Here is a 14,599-nt window from a genome sequence, read left to right on the forward strand (position 1 = left end):
GGTGGTGCTAGGCCGTGTGTGGGGGATCACAGAGCGCGAACCCCGGCGGCGGGGACGTCGTCCTCGAGCAGGTCTTCGCCGTAGAGGTCCGCCACCCACTGGTCGTGGTAGACCGTGTCGAGGTACCGGTCGCCGAGATCGGGCGCGATCGCCACCGCCGTGCCGACGTCGTCGTGCCCGGAAAGCCAGCTCAGGGCGCCGCTCACCACGGTCCCGGTGGAACCGCCGAAGCAGAACCCTTCGCGGGTGAGCGCCCGGCAGGTGCGCACGGTGTCGGCTTCTTCGACGTGGACGACGTCGTCCACGTACCCGGTGTCCAGCATCGGCGGGCGGATCCCGGTGCCCAGCCCGGGGATCATCCGGCGGGCCGGTGGCGTCCCGAAGGTGACCGAGCCGACCGTGTCGATCGCGACCACCCGGGTGCCCGGCCGGTGCTCGCGCAGGTACCGGGCGCAGCCCATGAGCGTGCCGGTGGTGCCCGCCCCGATGAAGACGACGTCCGCGTCGGGGAAGGCCGCGGCGATCTGCGGGCCGGTCGTTTCGTAGTGGGCGCGCCAGTTCCCGGCGTTTTCGTACTGGTTGAGCCAGACGTGGCCGTGTTCGGCGCACAGCCGCTTCACCAGCTCGATGCGCGCGCCCAGCAGGCCGTGCTCCGGGTGCGGCTCGGTGACGATGCGGACCTCCGCGCCGAGCGTTTCCATCAGCTGCCGGGCGCCCAGCGTGCACCGGGAATCGGTGACGCACACGAACCGGTAGCCGGAGCTGGCGGCGACGAGGCTCAGCGCCACGCCGAGGTTGCCGGACGAGCTCTCCACGAGCGTCGAGCCGGGCCGCAGGTCGCCGCGGCGCTCGGCCGCGGCGACCATCGAGCGGGCCGCCTTGATCTTGATCGAGCCGGCGAAGTTGAAGCCTTCGCACTTGAGGAAGAGCGGGTGGCCGGCGAACCGGCGGAGGTCGACGAACAGGTCGTCGGTGTTGAAGTCCTGCGGGGCGGTGATGATCGGCACGCCGGGCTCCTCCTCAGCGCTTGCCGTACCGGTCGAGTTCGAAGAAGAACTCGGCCACGGTCCGCAGGTCGCCGGACGTCTGCAGCTGGTCGTAGACGTGCTTGCCGACGGCGAGGTCGAGCACCCCGAGCCCGAACGGCGAGAAGACCAGCGGCCGGTCCTTCGGCAGCGCCGTGTTCCCGGTCATCACGTCGTACAGCGTCCCGGACAGGAAGTCCCGGTCGCCGGTCCGCTGCTCGGCCAGGTGCACCGAAGTGTTCGCCTTCAGGCAGTGCTCGACGTCGTCGACGACATTGGTCGACGCCAGGATCACCTCGGGCGAAAGGTCGCGCAGCGAGACGTGCAGGACCAGCGGGTTGTGGTCGAACCACGCCGGGTCGTGGACGTGCGGCTCCCCGGCGACGGTCGCGAACACGACCAGGTCGCTCGCGCGGATCAGGTCCTCCGCGGACTCGTGCACGGTGACCGACGGCTGCCCGGCCGCGCTCAGGTAGCCGCGGAACCCTTCGGCGTGCGCGGTGCTCAGGTCGAACACGCCGACGTCGTCGAAGCTCCAGCCCCCGGCGGCCAGGTAGGTGTGGATGTACCGGGCGATCAGGCCGGTGCCGACGATGCCGAGCCGGGCGGGCCGGGCGCGGTCCCGGGTCAGCCAGTCGGCGGCGAGCGCGGCCGACGCGGCGGTGCGGGTGGCGCTGATGATGGAGCTTTCCAGGCAGGCCAGGGGGTAGCCGGTCCGCCGGTCGTTGAGGACGAGGATCGCCGACGCGCGCGGCAGCCCGCTCGCGACGTTCTCCGGGAAGCTCGAGATCCACTTGAGCCCGTCGACCGCGATGTCGCCACCGACCGAGGCCGGCAGCGCGATGATCCGCGAGGACGGCCGGTCGGGGAAGCGCAGGAAGTACGACGGCGGGTTGACCGTGTCACCCGCCCCGTGCAGGCGGTAGGCCGACTCGATCAGGTCGATGACGAGCTTTTCCTGGCCACCGAGGACATCGTGGACCTGCGCCCCGGAGATCACGGCGAACTCCGGGACGGACGTGCTGGTGCTCATGCTGGCTGTCTCCTGAGGCGGTGGGGCCGCGGTCATTCCGCGGCGAGGGTGGCGATGCGGCCGGCGATCCGGCGGTCGAGCTCGTCGAGCGTGGCCACCGACGGGCCGATGAGCACGCCGTAGAGGCGGCCGGCGAACGGTTCGCCCGCGGCGGCGACGCCGGCGCCCGCGTTGACCGTGGCGAAGTTGTTGACCAGCAGCCCGCTCCCGGACCCGGCGAACAGCAGGTCGCCGAGCGTCTCGCGCAGCCGCGCGAAGGGCAGGGGAGCGGCCAGGCGCACCGGGTAGTGCCGCGCCATCGCGACGGCGCCCTCGGGCACGAACCGCTCCTGCAGCGGTACCTGGTAGGTCGACATGTTGTTGCGGGCGTTGATCTCCAGCACCGGGAAGATGCCGCCGTCCGGCTCGACCAGCGCGTCGACGCCGACGACGCCGTAGTAGCCGTCCCGCGCCAGCCGGGCGCCGAGCGCGGCCGCCGCGTCCCGGATCACCCGGTGCTGGCCCTCGTCGAGCCGGGCGGGCATCCGGTGTCCCTTGTGGACACCGTGTTCGGTGATGGCCTCCTTGACGAAGTCGAACCGCACCGAGCCGTCCCGGCCCACCGTGAACTGGTAGTTCAGGTCGGCGCGCTTCTCGACCCAGGTCTCGGTGACCAGCGCGATCCGGTCGCGGCCCGCCTTCTGCGCCGACCGTTCGATCATCCGCTGCAGGCGCAGCAGCCGCTGCTCGCTGTTCACGACGGCGATGCCCTTCCCCGACACGCCGAACGCCTCCTTCACCACGACCGTGCCGCCGTCGACGAGCACCTTCGCGGCCTCGGGGACCGCCTCGGCCAGCTGCGCGGGCGTGTCGCAGACCCAGCCCGCCGGCTGCCGCAGGCCGAGCTCGTCGGCCAGCTGCCTGCTGTAGACCTTGCTGTTGACGGCCTTGCAGAGCGCGGCGGGCGGGGTGGCGAGCGGAACGCCGGTGCGGGCCGCCAGTTCCTCCTCGACGGCGGACGCGCCGTGCGGCAGCAGGTGCGCGCCGTCGGTGGCCAGCTCGGTGAGCGCCGCGACGAGCGCGGGATCGGCGAGCGCGTCCTGGGTGACGTTGCGCGCCGGGTCCGGTGCCGCGACGACGTGCACCTCCGGCAGCTCGAAACCGAGGTCGAGCAGGTAGCGGTGGTAGTCCGGGTCGGGCGCGTGCTTCAGCACGACGTGGTCGCCCTTGCCGCCCAGCAGCAGCGCGAACTCGTCCATGCTGTTGACCACCGCGGTGCTGCCCGCGGCGGACACCCGCGGCAGGCCGAGCTCGTCGGCCGCCCACAGCTGTTCGACCTCGAAGTTGCCGAGGAAGACGAACAGGTGCTCGGCCGAGCCGAGCGCGGCCGTCTTCAGCCGGGCGATGAAGTTCGTGCTGCCGGTGTTCCCATCGGAGTCCACTGTGGACCTCCCCCTCAGACGACCAGGCCGCCGTCGATCTCGAATACGCTTCCGGTGATGTAGGCGGCGCGGTCCGACGCCAGGTAGGCCACCAGGTCGGCGACCTCCCCGGCGGTGCCGAACCGGCCCAGCGGGATGGCCGCGCGCAGCTTCTCGCGGGCCTTGTCCGTCATCTGCGCGGTCATGTCGGTCTCGATCAGGCCCGGCGCGACCGCGTTGACCCGGATGCCGAACCGGCCGACCTCCTTGGCCAGCGCCTTGGCGAAGCCGATGACGCCGCTCTTGGACGCCGAGTAGTTGACCTGCGTCGGGTTGCCGTGCACCCCCGACACCGAAGACAGCGTGACGACGCTGCCGCGGCGCTGCTTGAGCATCAGGAACACAGCGGGCTGGCAGACGTTGTAGACGCCGTCGAGGTTGGTCCGCAGCACGTCCGTCCAGCGGTCCTCGGTCATCGTGACGAACGCGCCGTCGCGCGTGATGCCCGCCGACGTCACCACGGTGTCCGGGACACCGAGGTCGACGGCCGTGCGGGCCACCCACTCCCCGGCCGCTTCCCGGTCGGTGACGTCGACCCGCGTCGCGACCGCGCGCCGCCCGAGCTCGTGCACCTCCTTGGCGAGCACGTCGGCGGACTGCTCGTCCGAGCGGTAGCAAAAGGCGATGTCGTGGCCGCTTTCGGCGAGGCTCAGCACGACCGCGCGGCCGATGCCGCGCGAGCCGCCGCTGACCAGCGCGACTTTGGGCTCGCTCATGCGGCGGGCTCCCCGAGCCGCAGCAGCGTGCACGCCACCGAACCGTCGTCGTCACAGGTGGTGACGACCGTGTGGTCGGCACCGGCCCGCCCGGCGGACTCCGCGACGCTGAGGACGGCGGCGAGCTGGAACATCGCGCTCGCCGACGCCGTGTCCCCGAGCAGGTCCGCCGACGGCACCCGGTCGACGGCCGCGTCGCCGAACAGCCCCCGCAGCGCCACCGCCTCGACCGGCTGCCCGCCGGCGTCGGTGAAGCCGCTGCCGGTCGCCGCCCACACCTGCTCGGGCGAGACCCCGGCGGAGGCGAGCAGTGCCCGCACCGCGACGGTGACCGTCCCGGCGAGGTCGCCGTCGAGACACACCCGGGACTCGAACCCCTCCAGGGTGCCCAGCACCCGGCGGCCGGGCGGCCGCAGCTCCGCGGGTTCGAGCAGGAACATCGCGCAGCCCTCGCCGATGACGACCGGGTCGCCACCGCCGCGGCGGTGGTGCTCGACCCAGGCGCGGGCGGGGGAGTACTCCTCGGCGGCGCCGCAGAGCACCCGGGTGGCCCGGCCGGTCCGCAGCAGCCGCCGCGCGTAGTTCAGCGCGTGCGGGCCCGTGGTCCGGCCCGCGGCGATCGTCGCGTTCGGGCCCTTGAGCCCGTGCCAGATCGCGGCCTGCCCGGCGGCGCAGTTCATCACGCAGCCGGGCACCGCGGCCGGCTCGACGTGGTCGGGCTTGTCGCCGGTCAGCGACGCGCGGGTCAGGTCCATCATGCTCTGCACGCTGCCGGTCGTGGTGCCGAGCACGAACCCGATGTCGTCGCGCTCGTCGCCCGGCTCGACGCCGATGTCGGCGAGCAGGTGCTTCGCCGCGGCGACGGCCAGCCCGCTGACCCGGTTCATCGCCCGGGTGCCCTTCGAGCCGAGGAACTCCCGGGGCTCGAAGCCGGGAACGGTGGCCGCCGACTCGCCGGGCCCGCGGGTCCAGCGCTGCGCGTCCAGTGTGGACACCGGCGACGTCCGGGTGCGGACGCCGTCGGCGAAGGAGCTGCGGTCGTGGCCGAACGGCGAGATCGCCGTCCAGGCCGAGATCACCGGCGCGGCCGGGGTCGCGGTACTCATGCCACCGCCTCCCGCGGTCCGTCGTAGCGGCCGATCAGCACGACCGAGTTGTTGCCGCCGAAGGCCCAGCCGTTGTTCTGCACGATCCGCAGGTCCGCCTCCACCGCCACGTTGGGCACGCAGTCGACGGCGCACTCGGGGTCGGTCTCGACGTGGTTGATCGTCGGCGGGATGAACCCCTCGGTGATGGCGACCGAGCAGCCGATCGCGGCCAGCGCACTGGCCGCGCCCATGGAGTGGCCGAGCATCGACTTCATCGACACCACGCGGGGCGTGTCGTCGCCGAACAGCTCGCGGATCGCCGCGGCCTCGGTCTTGTCGTTGGCGTGGGTACCGGTGCCGTGCGCGGAGATCAAGTCGACCTCGGCGGGCTTGACACCCGCGTTGGCCAGCGCCAGCTCCATGCAGCGGGCGATGCCGCCCTGGTGCGGGGCCACCGGGTGGTGGGCGTCGCAGGACAGGCCGTAGCCGAGCACCTCGCCGTAGATCCGGGCGCCGCGCGCGGTGGCCGACTCCAGGCTCTCCAGCATCAGGATGCCGGCTCCCTCGCCGGTCAGGATGCCCTGCCGGTTCTTGTCGAACGGGCGGCAGCAGTCCGGCGCGATGCTGCGCAGCCGGTAGAAGGAGGTGAACGTCTTGCGGCAGACGGCGTCCGCGCCACCGCACAACGCGAAGTCGGCTTCCCCGAGCCGGATCGCGTCGAACGAGTGGCCGATCGCGTAGTTGCCGGCCGAACAGGCCGTCGCGATGCTGCCGACCTCCACATTGGACAGCCGCAGCTCGTGGGCGATCGAGGTGGCGAGCCGGCCGGCCGACGTGCGCCGGGCCAGCCGCGGGCTCATCGCCTCCGGCCCGCCCGCGATCTCCAGCGCGACCATGCTGTCGAGCTCGTGCGACTCGCCGTCGGTCGTGCCGACCGACAGCAGGCAGCGCGCCTCGCGGAGCACGTCGAGGTCGATGCCGGAGTCCGCCACCGCCAGCCGGGCGGCGGCGGTGGAGAACCGGCTGGCCCGGCCGAGCGAATCGACATCGACGTTGCGGATCCAGCGCTCGGGCTCGAACCCGATGACCTCGCAGCCGTTCGTGTGCTCGAACCCGGTCGTGTCGAAGACGCTGATCGGCCGGACGTTGCTGCGCCCGGCGCGCAGCGCCGCCGTGAACTCGTCGATGCCGGTGCCCAGGCTGGAAACCACCCCGCAGCCGGTGATCACCACCCGGCGCCCGGGTGCGGTGGAAGACTGTTCGCTCATCGCTCTTACCAGCCCGCGGATTCCGCGACGACGTCGTAGGCGCTGTTCAGGTCGGTCATCCGGCGGAACTGCGCCTGGTCGATCGTGACGCCGAACTTCTTCTCCAGCGCCGCGAGCACGTCCATCAGCGTGAGCGAGTCGGCTTCGTGGTCCTCGATGAAGTTGCTCGTCTCGGAAAGTTCGCTGTCCTCGAGTTCGAGGTGCTCGCGGACGATCGCGCGGATCTGTTCCCTGCGCTCGGACACTGCCGCTGTCATGACTGCTCCCGTGGGCGTTTTCGGACGAACTTCGGCCTCGCCGGGAAACTAGCCAGCGCAGATGACCGCGCGGTGACCGACCGCTGACGAAGGCCGGCGTCGGTGAAGTGTCAGCCGTCCGTCATCCGGGTGGGCCATGATCATGGCCGGTCGATCACGGAAGGAGAGTGGATGAGCCCGGACCGTGTCCGTGACAGGGAAACGACAGCGGGGACGGCGAACATCGCGCCGTCCCCGCTGCGAAGGAGAACCGGTTGTTCAGTCGAGCATGCAGTCCTGGACCAGGATGGCCTGGTACAGCTGCCGCAGCGCGCGGCCGGGTGACAGGCCGAGCTCACTGCCGAGCCACTTGCTGGTGTGGTGGAACACCGAGAGCGCCTCGCTCTGCTGGCCGGTGCGGTAGAGGGCGAGCATCAGCAGTTCGCTGAGCCGCTCGCGGCCCGGGTTCTCGGTGGCCAGCTGGCGCAGCTCGTGCACGATGTCGTGGTGCTGCCCCACCGCCAGCCGCGCGGCGATGAGGTCCTCCTGCACGGCCAGCCGCCGCTCGTTCAGGTGCGTGGCCGCGGCCCGGCACCGTGCCCCCTCCTGCACGTCCATCAGGGCCGGCCCCCGCCACTGCAGCAGTGCTTCCCGGAGGAGCCCGGTGGCTTCCTGCGGAGCGGAGGCGACCAGGGACGTCCCGCGCCGCGCGAGTTCGAGGAACCGGTGCGAGTCGATCGATTCCGCGGCCACTTCCAGCTGGTAGCCGCTGTAGGTGGTCCGGACGACCTCCTCCCCGCTCGCGTCGGTGATCGGCTTGAACAGCCGCCGGAGCCGGGCGATGTTGGCCTGCAGGGCGTTGCGGGAGTTGGCGAGCGACCGCGGACCCCACAGCTCGTCCGCGAGCTGCTCGTACGACACCGGGCGGCCCGGTGACAGTGCCATCATCGCCAGCAGCGTCCGCACTTTCTTTGCGCGTATCGAATAAATTCTCCCGTTCGATCTTATTTCCATGGCGCCTAGTAGTTCGATTTCCACTTTGATCGACCCCCAGATTCGGGCAGCCCGCGACGCATCGGCCGGACCATCCGAAGATGTATTTTGCGCAAGATAGTGGCAGAGGGCAGGTGGCTTAGGTACCTCCGTTCGGACCAGTGAAACGCTGAACTCGTCAGTAGTATCACCTGGTGGACGGTTTGACTCGCGATGTATTCGGACATCGCTGGCATGGTGGTGTTAGCACCACCATTAATGGTGGTGTCAGCACTCCGGCCGCCGCTCTCGATCTTCGCTGGTAGGGTCCCCGCGGGTGGTGCTGGCCACCCTGCCGGTTGCACGGGCGGCGAGGGGGCCATTACGCCGGAAACCCCGCCTGGCCCGGCGGTCGAGGGTGCTCCGGGTCGCTCTTGCGGCGGGCTCGGGCGCCTTGTCCGGCGGGGTGGCGGGAGCCGGTCCGGCGAGGAAAACGCAAAGATCATTCGGGTTTTCGCCGGGCTAATAAAATCGGCGGTTTCGGGGACCGTCCGGGTTTGTCCGGGATCTGTGCTCGCGGCGGCGAAGTTTCGAAACAAGGCCCGCGCGAGTCGGGTCCGTGCCAACCGGGTTGCCACCCGCGTGCTCCTTCTTCCGGGGCCGATGCCCGGCCCGCCATTCGTCGCCCGGCCCGGTGATGTCGTGAGCACGCTGCGTGCACAGGTGGGCGGCCTGCCTTCGGAGGTGTGAGCGGCCCCGGGGCGGCCACAATGGACAGGGCGGACCGGACGGACCGGGCGGCGGACCGCCCGTCCGATTGCCCGGCGGCGGGTCCGGAATTCCCGTGATATCCTGGTTTTGATCGGACCACTCGATTACCGACAATCCCGCCCGGCCGGCGAAATCCGCCCCGAAGCGAACGATCTTCTCCGGTTTCCGGCGTCTTCGCTCAGCCCTGTTCCATGTCCGGTGTGACGCACGAGCCCGCAATTCCACGCGAGCGTGCGCGTGGACCGATGTGAAGGGGAATGTCCATGAGTGACACTGTTCTGGCCCAGGTGGTCGACATCAACCCCGGCCTCGCGGCGATCGGCTACGGCCTCGGGGCGATCGGCCCCGGAATCGGCGTCGGCCTGATCTTCGCGGCGGTCATCAACGGAACCGCGCGCCAGCCGGAAGCGCGCGGGAAACTGCAGACGATGGGGTATTCGACGTTCGTGCTGAGCGAAGTCCTCGCGTTGATCGGGGTCGTCGTGTATTTCATCGCGTCCAACAGGTGAATCGGTGGCCCGCGCCCGGGTGGGTCCCGGGCGCGGGCCGCGTCCGAGGAGGGGCTGCCCCGGCCGCGGGAGCCGGGCAGCGTCGGGCTGCGCGGCAGCCGGCGGCTCGCGGCGGGGTTGTGGGGCCGGGCGGCCGGTTGCGCCGCCCGGCCGTCCTGGCCGTGGTACCCGACTGCGACTTCACCATCCAGGACACGCATCCCTCCGCTCGCCGTACCGGCCTCACCAGTAAGGAACAGCGAGCCGTCCGGGAAGTACGTGTGCGACCCCTTCGCGGCGGCTAGCTCGACCGCATCAGGATGAAGTCGCCGTGGCCGCCGTAGCCCAGGACGTCTTCGGCGTACTGGGTTCCGTCGAACGTCGGCAGCCACCACCGCCCGCCGATCTTCACCAGCATCGGGTGCGGGATGTTCGTTCCGTACGGGGCGTTCAGCGTGCCGAGCTTGCGCAGGCTCAGGTCGTACACCGGGTATTCGCGCGCGTTGCCGTCGCTGGCGAACAGGTACCAGCGGCCGCCCACGCGCTGCAGGATCGTGCCTTCGGTCTGGGTGACGGACCGGTCCGCGCCCAGCAGCGTCAGCCCGTCGTCGTAGTCCGCGCCGCGCGGGGCCGCCGCCAAGGCGGGGTGGAACACGAACGACGGCTGCTGGGCCGGGCTCTCGACGAACGCGATGTGCCAGCGGCCGTCGATCTTGGTCAGGGCCGGGTCCCACGAACTGACCGTCGTCGGCAACGGCAGCTGCTCGGTCGGCAGGACGTGCACGCCCGAGAGCACGTCGGCGTGGGTGACGGTGTGCCGGACGTGGACGCCGTTGAACGAGAAGTCGCCCCAGGAGCTCATCAGGAGGATGAACCGGTCGCCGTCGCGGACGATCTGGCCGGCGTGGTCGCCGAGCACGACGCCGTCGCGTGCGAAGAACAGCGTGGCCACCTGCTCCAGCTTGGCCGGGTCGGCGAGGTCGAGCGTCCAGACCGCCCAGTGCGCCTGCTGGAAGAACCCGAGACCGGCGTTGGTCATGGTCAGGTAGAGCTTGCCGTGGCGGATGTAGGGCCGGCCGTCGGCGTGCTGCACGACGTGCGGGTCGCGGACGCCCGCCTGGCCGAAGTACCCGGCCCGCACCCGGCCCAGCCGGGCCGGCCCGCGGCTGCCGTAGGCGTAGCCCAGCCGGCCCAGGACGGCCGGGTCGCGCAGGTCGATCCGCGCCCGGACCTGGTCGCGCTCGGTCAGCAGCGGCCGCCAGCCGGAGCCCTGGTCGGCCAGGACGGTGACGGCGTTCTCGTTGACCACCACGGCAAAGCCGAACGGCCCCCGCAGCTCGGCGGCGACGGTCTTGACCACGGCGGTACCGGCGGCGGTGGTGATCTCGATGCCCGCCTGCCGGGTGGCGGGATCGTAGCTGCCGAGAACGGAAACCCCGCCCCCGGCCAGCCCGGCGACGACGGGCGCGCGGGCGTCGAGCACCTGCACGGTCACGGTCCCGTAGGGCGCCTTCGGCCGGATGCCGGTCGCGACGAGCGCACCGGGCCGGGCGGGCTGGTCGAGCTGGACGAAGTTCGGGGCGATCAGGTCGAACGGCCGGAACTGCTCGGCGACGGAGAACTTCAGGTCCAAGGGGTTCTCACCGGCGCCTTCGGCGGTGCCGCCGAACAGGCTCGCGGCCACGCCGGTCACGCCGAGAGCGGTGAGGGCGCGCAACACATCACGTCGATCGAAGTCGGTCACCGTTGACCTCCGGGGCGGGGATGGGGGCTCCAGTTTGCAACGTGGCATGCAACGTGGCAACCGCGACGGCGCGGCACCGTCGCCCCGCGGCTCGCGCCGGACCCGCACCCCGCCGCCCCGAGATCATTCGTCGACCAGGAACTCCAGCAACCCACCCGCCAGTTCCCCGGCCGGCCGCTCCCACTCGCCACGCAGCGCCCGGAACAACGCCGCCGCTCGTGTCCCCGGCCAGTCCTCCGGCAGCAGCGCCGGTGGCAGGACCGGGTCCCGGCGGATCAGCAGCAGCCACTCCGCCCCCAGCCGGATGCGGCGGGACAGCTCGTCGCCGAGGTCTTCGGGTGCTCGGCCGCTCCAGCGGCGGAGGAACTGCTCGTACCCGGCCGCGATCCGGGGCAGGTCCCACGCCTCGCGGGCGATCCGCGCCGGGTCGGTCCACATGAACGGCTCGGCGCGGAACACCTCGGCGTGGTCCAGCAGATCCAGCTCGGCCAGCGCCGGCGCGATGTCCGCGGCCGACGCCGAAACCCACAGCCCGCTGCGCAACGGCCCGAAACCGAACCAGCCCAGCCGGGTGCGCAGCGCGTAGCGGTCCGCGCGCCGGGTCTCCGGCACCGAAAACGTCAGCAGCGTCCACCGGCCGTCCCAGTGCCGGTCGACGATGTCGCCGTCGAGCTTGCGCTGGCCGTCGCGCAGCACCGCCGTCCCGTGCGGCGTCAGGCCCAGGAACGCCTGCCGCCCGCGGCGGACGGTGTGCAGCAGGTCGCGGCGGCTCATCCGGCTCAGCGTCGCCCGGGTCGCGTGCTCGCCGACGCCGAGGCGGTCGAGCGCGGCGATCACCCCACCGGTGGACACCGCGATCCCGCGGTCCAGCACGTGGTCGCCGAACAGCGTCAGCAGTAGGGCCTCCGGCCGCACACCCGGCGCGCCCTCGTCCTCCGCCCACCCGGCCGCTTCGAGCACGCGCCACCGCCTTCCGCGCCGGATTGTTCGCCGATTCCCTGACGATCAACAATCTTTTGTCCGGCATTTCGAGAGTATCACCAGGTTCGAAACTTTCGGTATCCCGGAATGCTTGATGAATTGTTGACGGTCGTTGTGAATCTGCCTAACCTCAAGGCGCGAGGGGGATCGCCGACCGGAGGTCACCGATGAGTGGATTCAGAACGGCGTTCGTGACCATCACCAGTGCCCTGCTGATGGCCGTCACCGCGGCCGTGGTCCCGGCCCCGGCGTCGGCCGCTTCGCTGGTGGAAGTGACCGGCTTCGGGAACAACCCGGGCGCGATGCGCATGCACGTCTACGTGCCGGACAACCGGCCTGCCAACCCCGCGATCGTGGTCGCCATGCACGGCTGTGGCGGTTCCGGGCCCGGGTTCTACTCCGGCAGCGAATTCGCCGCGCTGGCCAACCGCTACGGGTTCCTCGTCATCTACCCCAGCGCCCAGCAGCAGGCCGGGTTCGGCAACTGCTTCGACACGTGGTCGGACGCGGCGAAACGCCGGGGCGGCGGCAGCGACCCGGTTTCGATCGTGTCGATGGTGACCTACGCGGAGCAGCACTACGGCGGCGACCCGAACCGCGTCTTCGCCACCGGTTCTTCCTCCGGCGGCATGATGACCAACGAAATGCTCGCTCTCTACCCGGACGTGTTCAAGGCGGGCGCGGCGTTCATGGGCGTCCCGTTCACCTGCTTCGCCAATGCCGCGGACTTCCCGCCGTGGTCGAGCAAGTGCACCGGCAACGGCGGCGCGAACCGCACACCGCAGCAGTGGGGTGACGCGGTCCGGCAGGCCTACCCCGGCTACACCGGCGCCCGCCCGCGGGTCCAGCTGTGGCACGGCACCGCCGACACGCTCGTGCCGTATGCGTTGCTGCAGGAGGAAATCGAGCAGTGGACCAACGTCTTCGGCCTGAGCCAGACGCCGACGTCGGCGGACACCCCGCAGAACGGCTGGAACCGCCGCCGCTACGGCGACAAGGTCGAGGCCTACAGCATCCAGGGTGCCGGGCACAGCCTGCCCGCGGCCGGCATGGCCGCCGCCGCGATCGCCTTCTTCGGCTTGGGCGGGTAGCCGCTCAGGCGCTGAGCACCTTCAGCGCGGCGGCGTGCACGCCGGGCGCGGCGGCGAGGTAGCCCGCGCTCGTCAGGTCCCACGGGCCGCCGCCGAGGTCCGTGACGACGCCGCCGGCTTCCTGCACCAGCAGGACGCCGGCGGCGTGCGCCCGGACGTTGTCGAACTGCCAGTGCAGGTCCATCCGGCCCGCGGCGACCTGGGCGAGCTGGTGGGTCACCGGCACGGAGATCCGCACGTACAGCGCGGCTTCCGACATCGCGGTGAACGAGCTGCCCATCCGGTCGAGGAACCGGTGGCCGGGCTGGGCCTGGCCGGTGCCGGCCAGCGCGCCGTCCAGCGACGTCTTGGCGGAGACCCGCAGCCGCTCACCGTTCAGGTGGGCGCCCCCGCCTTCGGTGGCGGTGAACAGTTCGCCGTGCACCGGGAAGTACAGGACGGCCAGCACCGGACGGCCGTCGCGGACGAGGCTCACGCCGACGTTCCAGTCGGGCATGCCGTGCACGGCGTTGACGTTGCCGCCCATCGGGTCGATGAGCCACCACTCGCCGCCGGGCAGCGGCCCGGAGCCGTGTTCGTCGTCGAGCCAGCGCGCCTCCGGCCGGATGGCGGCGAGCGCCGGCCGGAGCACGTCGGCGACGGCGGAGTCGTTGTCGTGCAGGCTTTCCAGCAGTTCGGGCAGCCCCGGCTGGCGGGTGGCGGGGGAGTAGCGCTCCAGCATCCGGTCCCCGGCCGCCCGGACGGCGGCGGTGGTGGCGGCGAGCAGGTCCTGCGTCATGGTTTCTCCCGTACGTGTGTTTGTCTTGGGCTCGTGCAACTCGACTTGAACTTGCTCACGGTGCTCGACGCGCTGCTCGAGGAGGGCAGCGTGATGGGCGCGGCCGAGCGGCTGCACCTGTCGTCACCGGCGGTGAGCCGCACCCTCGGCAGGCTGCGCGCGGTGACCGGTGATGACATCCTGGTCCGCACCGGTCACACGATGGTGCCCACGCCGTACGCGGTGGCCGTGCGCGAGGACGTGCACCGGCTGGTCCGGCAGGCGCGGGCGGTGCTGCAGCCGGCCCGCGAGCTGAACCTGGCCGAGCTGGACCGCACGTTCACCATCCAGTGCCACGACGCGCTCGCGGCGTCGGTGATCCCGGTGCTGGCGGTCCGGCTCCAGGACCGGGCGCCCGGCGTGCGGCTGCGGGTGCTGGCCGAGCACTCCGCCGACACCGACGACCTCCGGCACGGCCGCGTCGACGTCGAGCTCGGTGGCGCCCGGCCGCAGCAGCCCGAGTTCCGGGCCGAGGTGCTCGGCCGGGACCACCTGGAGGTGGCGATGCGCCGGGGTCACCCCGCGGCCGGCGGACTCGACCTGCGGACGTTCGCCGAGCACCCGCACGTCCTGGTCTCCCGCCGCGGCCGCCTCACCGCCCCGATCGACGAGGCGCTGGCCGCGGAAGGCCTGCGCCGCCGCGTGATCGCCTCGGTGGCCACGCTCGCGACGGCGCTGCAGCTGGCGGAACGCAGCAACGCCCTGGTCACCTGCGCGGCGGTGCTCGGCCGCCCGCTGATCGACGCGTTCGGGCTGATCACCCGCCCCCTCCCGGCGAAGGCGGAGGCGGCGGAGATCTGCGCAACGTGGCACCAGCGCTTCGACTCCGACCCGGCGCACGCCTGGCTCCGCGAGCAGATCCGGGAGGCACTGGAGGAGATCATCGCCGGGCACTGAGCCCGCATCCGG

At 71.6% G+C, this 14,599-nt stretch carries 14 protein-coding genes; 3 read left to right on the forward strand and 11 right to left on the reverse strand.

Annotated elements, in window-relative coordinates:
* Positions 1 to 26: 26 nt before the first annotated feature.
* From sbnA to HUT10_RS44475, 8 genes are all read right to left on the reverse strand, one after another.
* On the reverse strand, positions 27 to 1,007 hold the full coding sequence (sbnA, locus tag HUT10_RS44440; protein WP_176176700.1) for a 2,3-diaminopropionate biosynthesis protein SbnA: 981 nt from the start codon (positions 1,005 to 1,007) through the stop codon (positions 27 to 29).
* 13 nt (positions 1,008 to 1,020) lie between these two features.
* Positions 1,021 to 2,058, reverse strand: a complete 1,038-nt coding sequence (gene sbnB, locus HUT10_RS44445) for a 2,3-diaminopropionate biosynthesis protein SbnB (RefSeq protein WP_176176701.1) — start codon at positions 2,056 to 2,058, stop codon at positions 1,021 to 1,023.
* A gap of 32 nt (positions 2,059 to 2,090) precedes the next feature.
* Positions 2,091 to 3,479 carry an ATP-grasp domain-containing protein gene (locus HUT10_RS44450; RefSeq protein ID WP_176176702.1) on the reverse strand — a complete coding sequence of 463 codons (1,389 nt, stop codon included), beginning with the start codon at positions 3,477 to 3,479 and terminating at the stop codon, positions 2,091 to 2,093.
* Between the two features lie 14 nt (positions 3,480 to 3,493).
* Complete coding sequence (gene fabG / locus HUT10_RS44455; protein WP_176176703.1) at positions 3,494 to 4,234, reverse strand: 3-oxoacyl-[acyl-carrier-protein] reductase; 741 nt, start codon at positions 4,232 to 4,234, stop codon at positions 3,494 to 3,496.
* The gene (locus tag HUT10_RS44460; RefSeq protein ID WP_176176704.1) at positions 4,231 to 5,340 is read right to left on the reverse strand and encodes a beta-ketoacyl synthase N-terminal-like domain-containing protein; all 1,110 of its coding nucleotides are present in this window, start codon (positions 5,338 to 5,340) and stop codon (positions 4,231 to 4,233) included. The genes fabG and HUT10_RS44460 overlap by 4 nt, the downstream gene beginning before the upstream one ends.
* On the reverse strand, positions 5,337 to 6,590 hold the full coding sequence (locus HUT10_RS44465; protein WP_176176705.1) for a beta-ketoacyl synthase: 1,254 nt from the start codon (positions 6,588 to 6,590) through the stop codon (positions 5,337 to 5,339). The genes HUT10_RS44460 and HUT10_RS44465 overlap by 4 nt, the downstream gene beginning before the upstream one ends.
* A 5-nt stretch (positions 6,591 to 6,595) precedes the next feature.
* Complete coding sequence (locus tag HUT10_RS44470) at positions 6,596 to 6,847, reverse strand: acyl carrier protein (protein WP_033262382.1); 252 nt, start codon at positions 6,845 to 6,847, stop codon at positions 6,596 to 6,598.
* A 258-nt stretch (positions 6,848 to 7,105) separates the two neighbouring features.
* The gene (locus HUT10_RS44475) at positions 7,106 to 7,792 is read right to left on the reverse strand and encodes an AfsR/SARP family transcriptional regulator (RefSeq protein WP_254897298.1); all 687 of its coding nucleotides are present in this window, start codon (positions 7,790 to 7,792) and stop codon (positions 7,106 to 7,108) included.
* 1,040 nt (positions 7,793 to 8,832) lie between these two features.
* Between HUT10_RS44475 and HUT10_RS44480 the strand changes: the two genes are divergently transcribed.
* Entirely contained in the window at positions 8,833 to 9,078 is a 246-nt protein-coding gene (locus HUT10_RS44480) for an ATP F0F1 synthase subunit C (protein WP_176176706.1), read from the forward strand.
* A 280-nt stretch (positions 9,079 to 9,358) separates the two neighbouring features.
* Here HUT10_RS44480 and HUT10_RS44485 read toward each other — a convergent pair whose 3' ends face one another.
* Positions 9,359 to 10,801 (reverse strand): hypothetical protein, encoded by a 1,443-nt coding sequence (locus HUT10_RS44485; RefSeq protein ID WP_176176707.1) that lies wholly within the window; start codon positions 10,799 to 10,801, stop codon positions 9,359 to 9,361.
* Between the two features lie 123 nt (positions 10,802 to 10,924).
* The gene (locus HUT10_RS44490) at positions 10,925 to 11,761 is read right to left on the reverse strand and encodes a PaaX family transcriptional regulator C-terminal domain-containing protein (protein ID WP_176176708.1); all 837 of its coding nucleotides are present in this window, start codon (positions 11,759 to 11,761) and stop codon (positions 10,925 to 10,927) included.
* Positions 11,762 to 11,949: 188 nt separating this feature from the next.
* Between HUT10_RS44490 and HUT10_RS44495 the strand changes: the two genes are divergently transcribed.
* Positions 11,950 to 12,873 carry a PHB depolymerase family esterase gene (locus tag HUT10_RS44495; RefSeq protein WP_254897299.1) on the forward strand — a complete coding sequence of 308 codons (924 nt, stop codon included), beginning with the start codon at positions 11,950 to 11,952 and terminating at the stop codon, positions 12,871 to 12,873.
* A 4-nt stretch (positions 12,874 to 12,877) separates the two neighbouring features.
* On the opposite strand, the gene HUT10_RS44500 is transcribed toward HUT10_RS44495, so the two are convergent.
* Positions 12,878 to 13,651: an inositol monophosphatase gene (locus tag HUT10_RS44500; RefSeq protein WP_176176709.1), complete on the reverse strand. Its 774-nt coding sequence runs from the start codon at positions 13,649 to 13,651 to the stop codon at positions 12,878 to 12,880.
* 33 nt (positions 13,652 to 13,684) lie between these two features.
* Between HUT10_RS44500 and HUT10_RS44505 the strand changes: the two genes are divergently transcribed.
* Positions 13,685 to 14,587 carry a LysR family transcriptional regulator gene (locus HUT10_RS44505; RefSeq protein ID WP_176176710.1) on the forward strand — a complete coding sequence of 301 codons (903 nt, stop codon included), beginning with the start codon at positions 13,685 to 13,687 and terminating at the stop codon, positions 14,585 to 14,587.
* Positions 14,588 to 14,599 lie beyond the last annotated feature (12 nt).

The organism is Amycolatopsis sp. Hca4 (assembly GCF_013364075.1).
GTDB lineage: Bacteria > Actinomycetota > Actinomycetes > Mycobacteriales > Pseudonocardiaceae > Amycolatopsis.

Bases quoted from the DNA above. Each gene is read 5' to 3' on its own strand.
- HUT10_RS44470 (WP_033262382.1), bottom strand. From the start codon at position 6,847: ATGACAGCGGCAGTGTCCGAGCGCAGGGAACAGATCCGCGCGATCGTC.
- HUT10_RS44465 (WP_176176705.1), bottom strand. From the start codon at position 6,590: ATGAGCGAACAGTCTTCCACCGCACCCGGGCGCCGGGTGGTGATCACC.
- HUT10_RS44495 (WP_254897299.1), top strand. From the start codon at position 11,950: ATGAGTGGATTCAGAACGGCGTTCGTGACCATCACCAGTGCCCTGCTG.
- HUT10_RS44480 (WP_176176706.1), top strand. From the start codon at position 8,833: ATGAGTGACACTGTTCTGGCCCAGGTGGTCGACATCAACCCCGGCCTC.
- HUT10_RS44460 (WP_176176704.1), bottom strand. From the start codon at position 5,340: ATGAGTACCGCGACCCCGGCCGCGCCGGTGATCTCGGCCTGGACGGCG.
- HUT10_RS44500 (WP_176176709.1), bottom strand. From the start codon at position 13,651: ATGACGCAGGACCTGCTCGCCGCCACCACCGCCGCCGTCCGGGCGGCC.
- sbnB (WP_176176701.1), bottom strand. From the start codon at position 2,058: ATGAGCACCAGCACGTCCGTCCCGGAGTTCGCCGTGATCTCCGGGGCG.
- fabG (WP_176176703.1), bottom strand. From the start codon at position 4,234: ATGAGCGAGCCCAAAGTCGCGCTGGTCAGCGGCGGCTCGCGCGGCATC.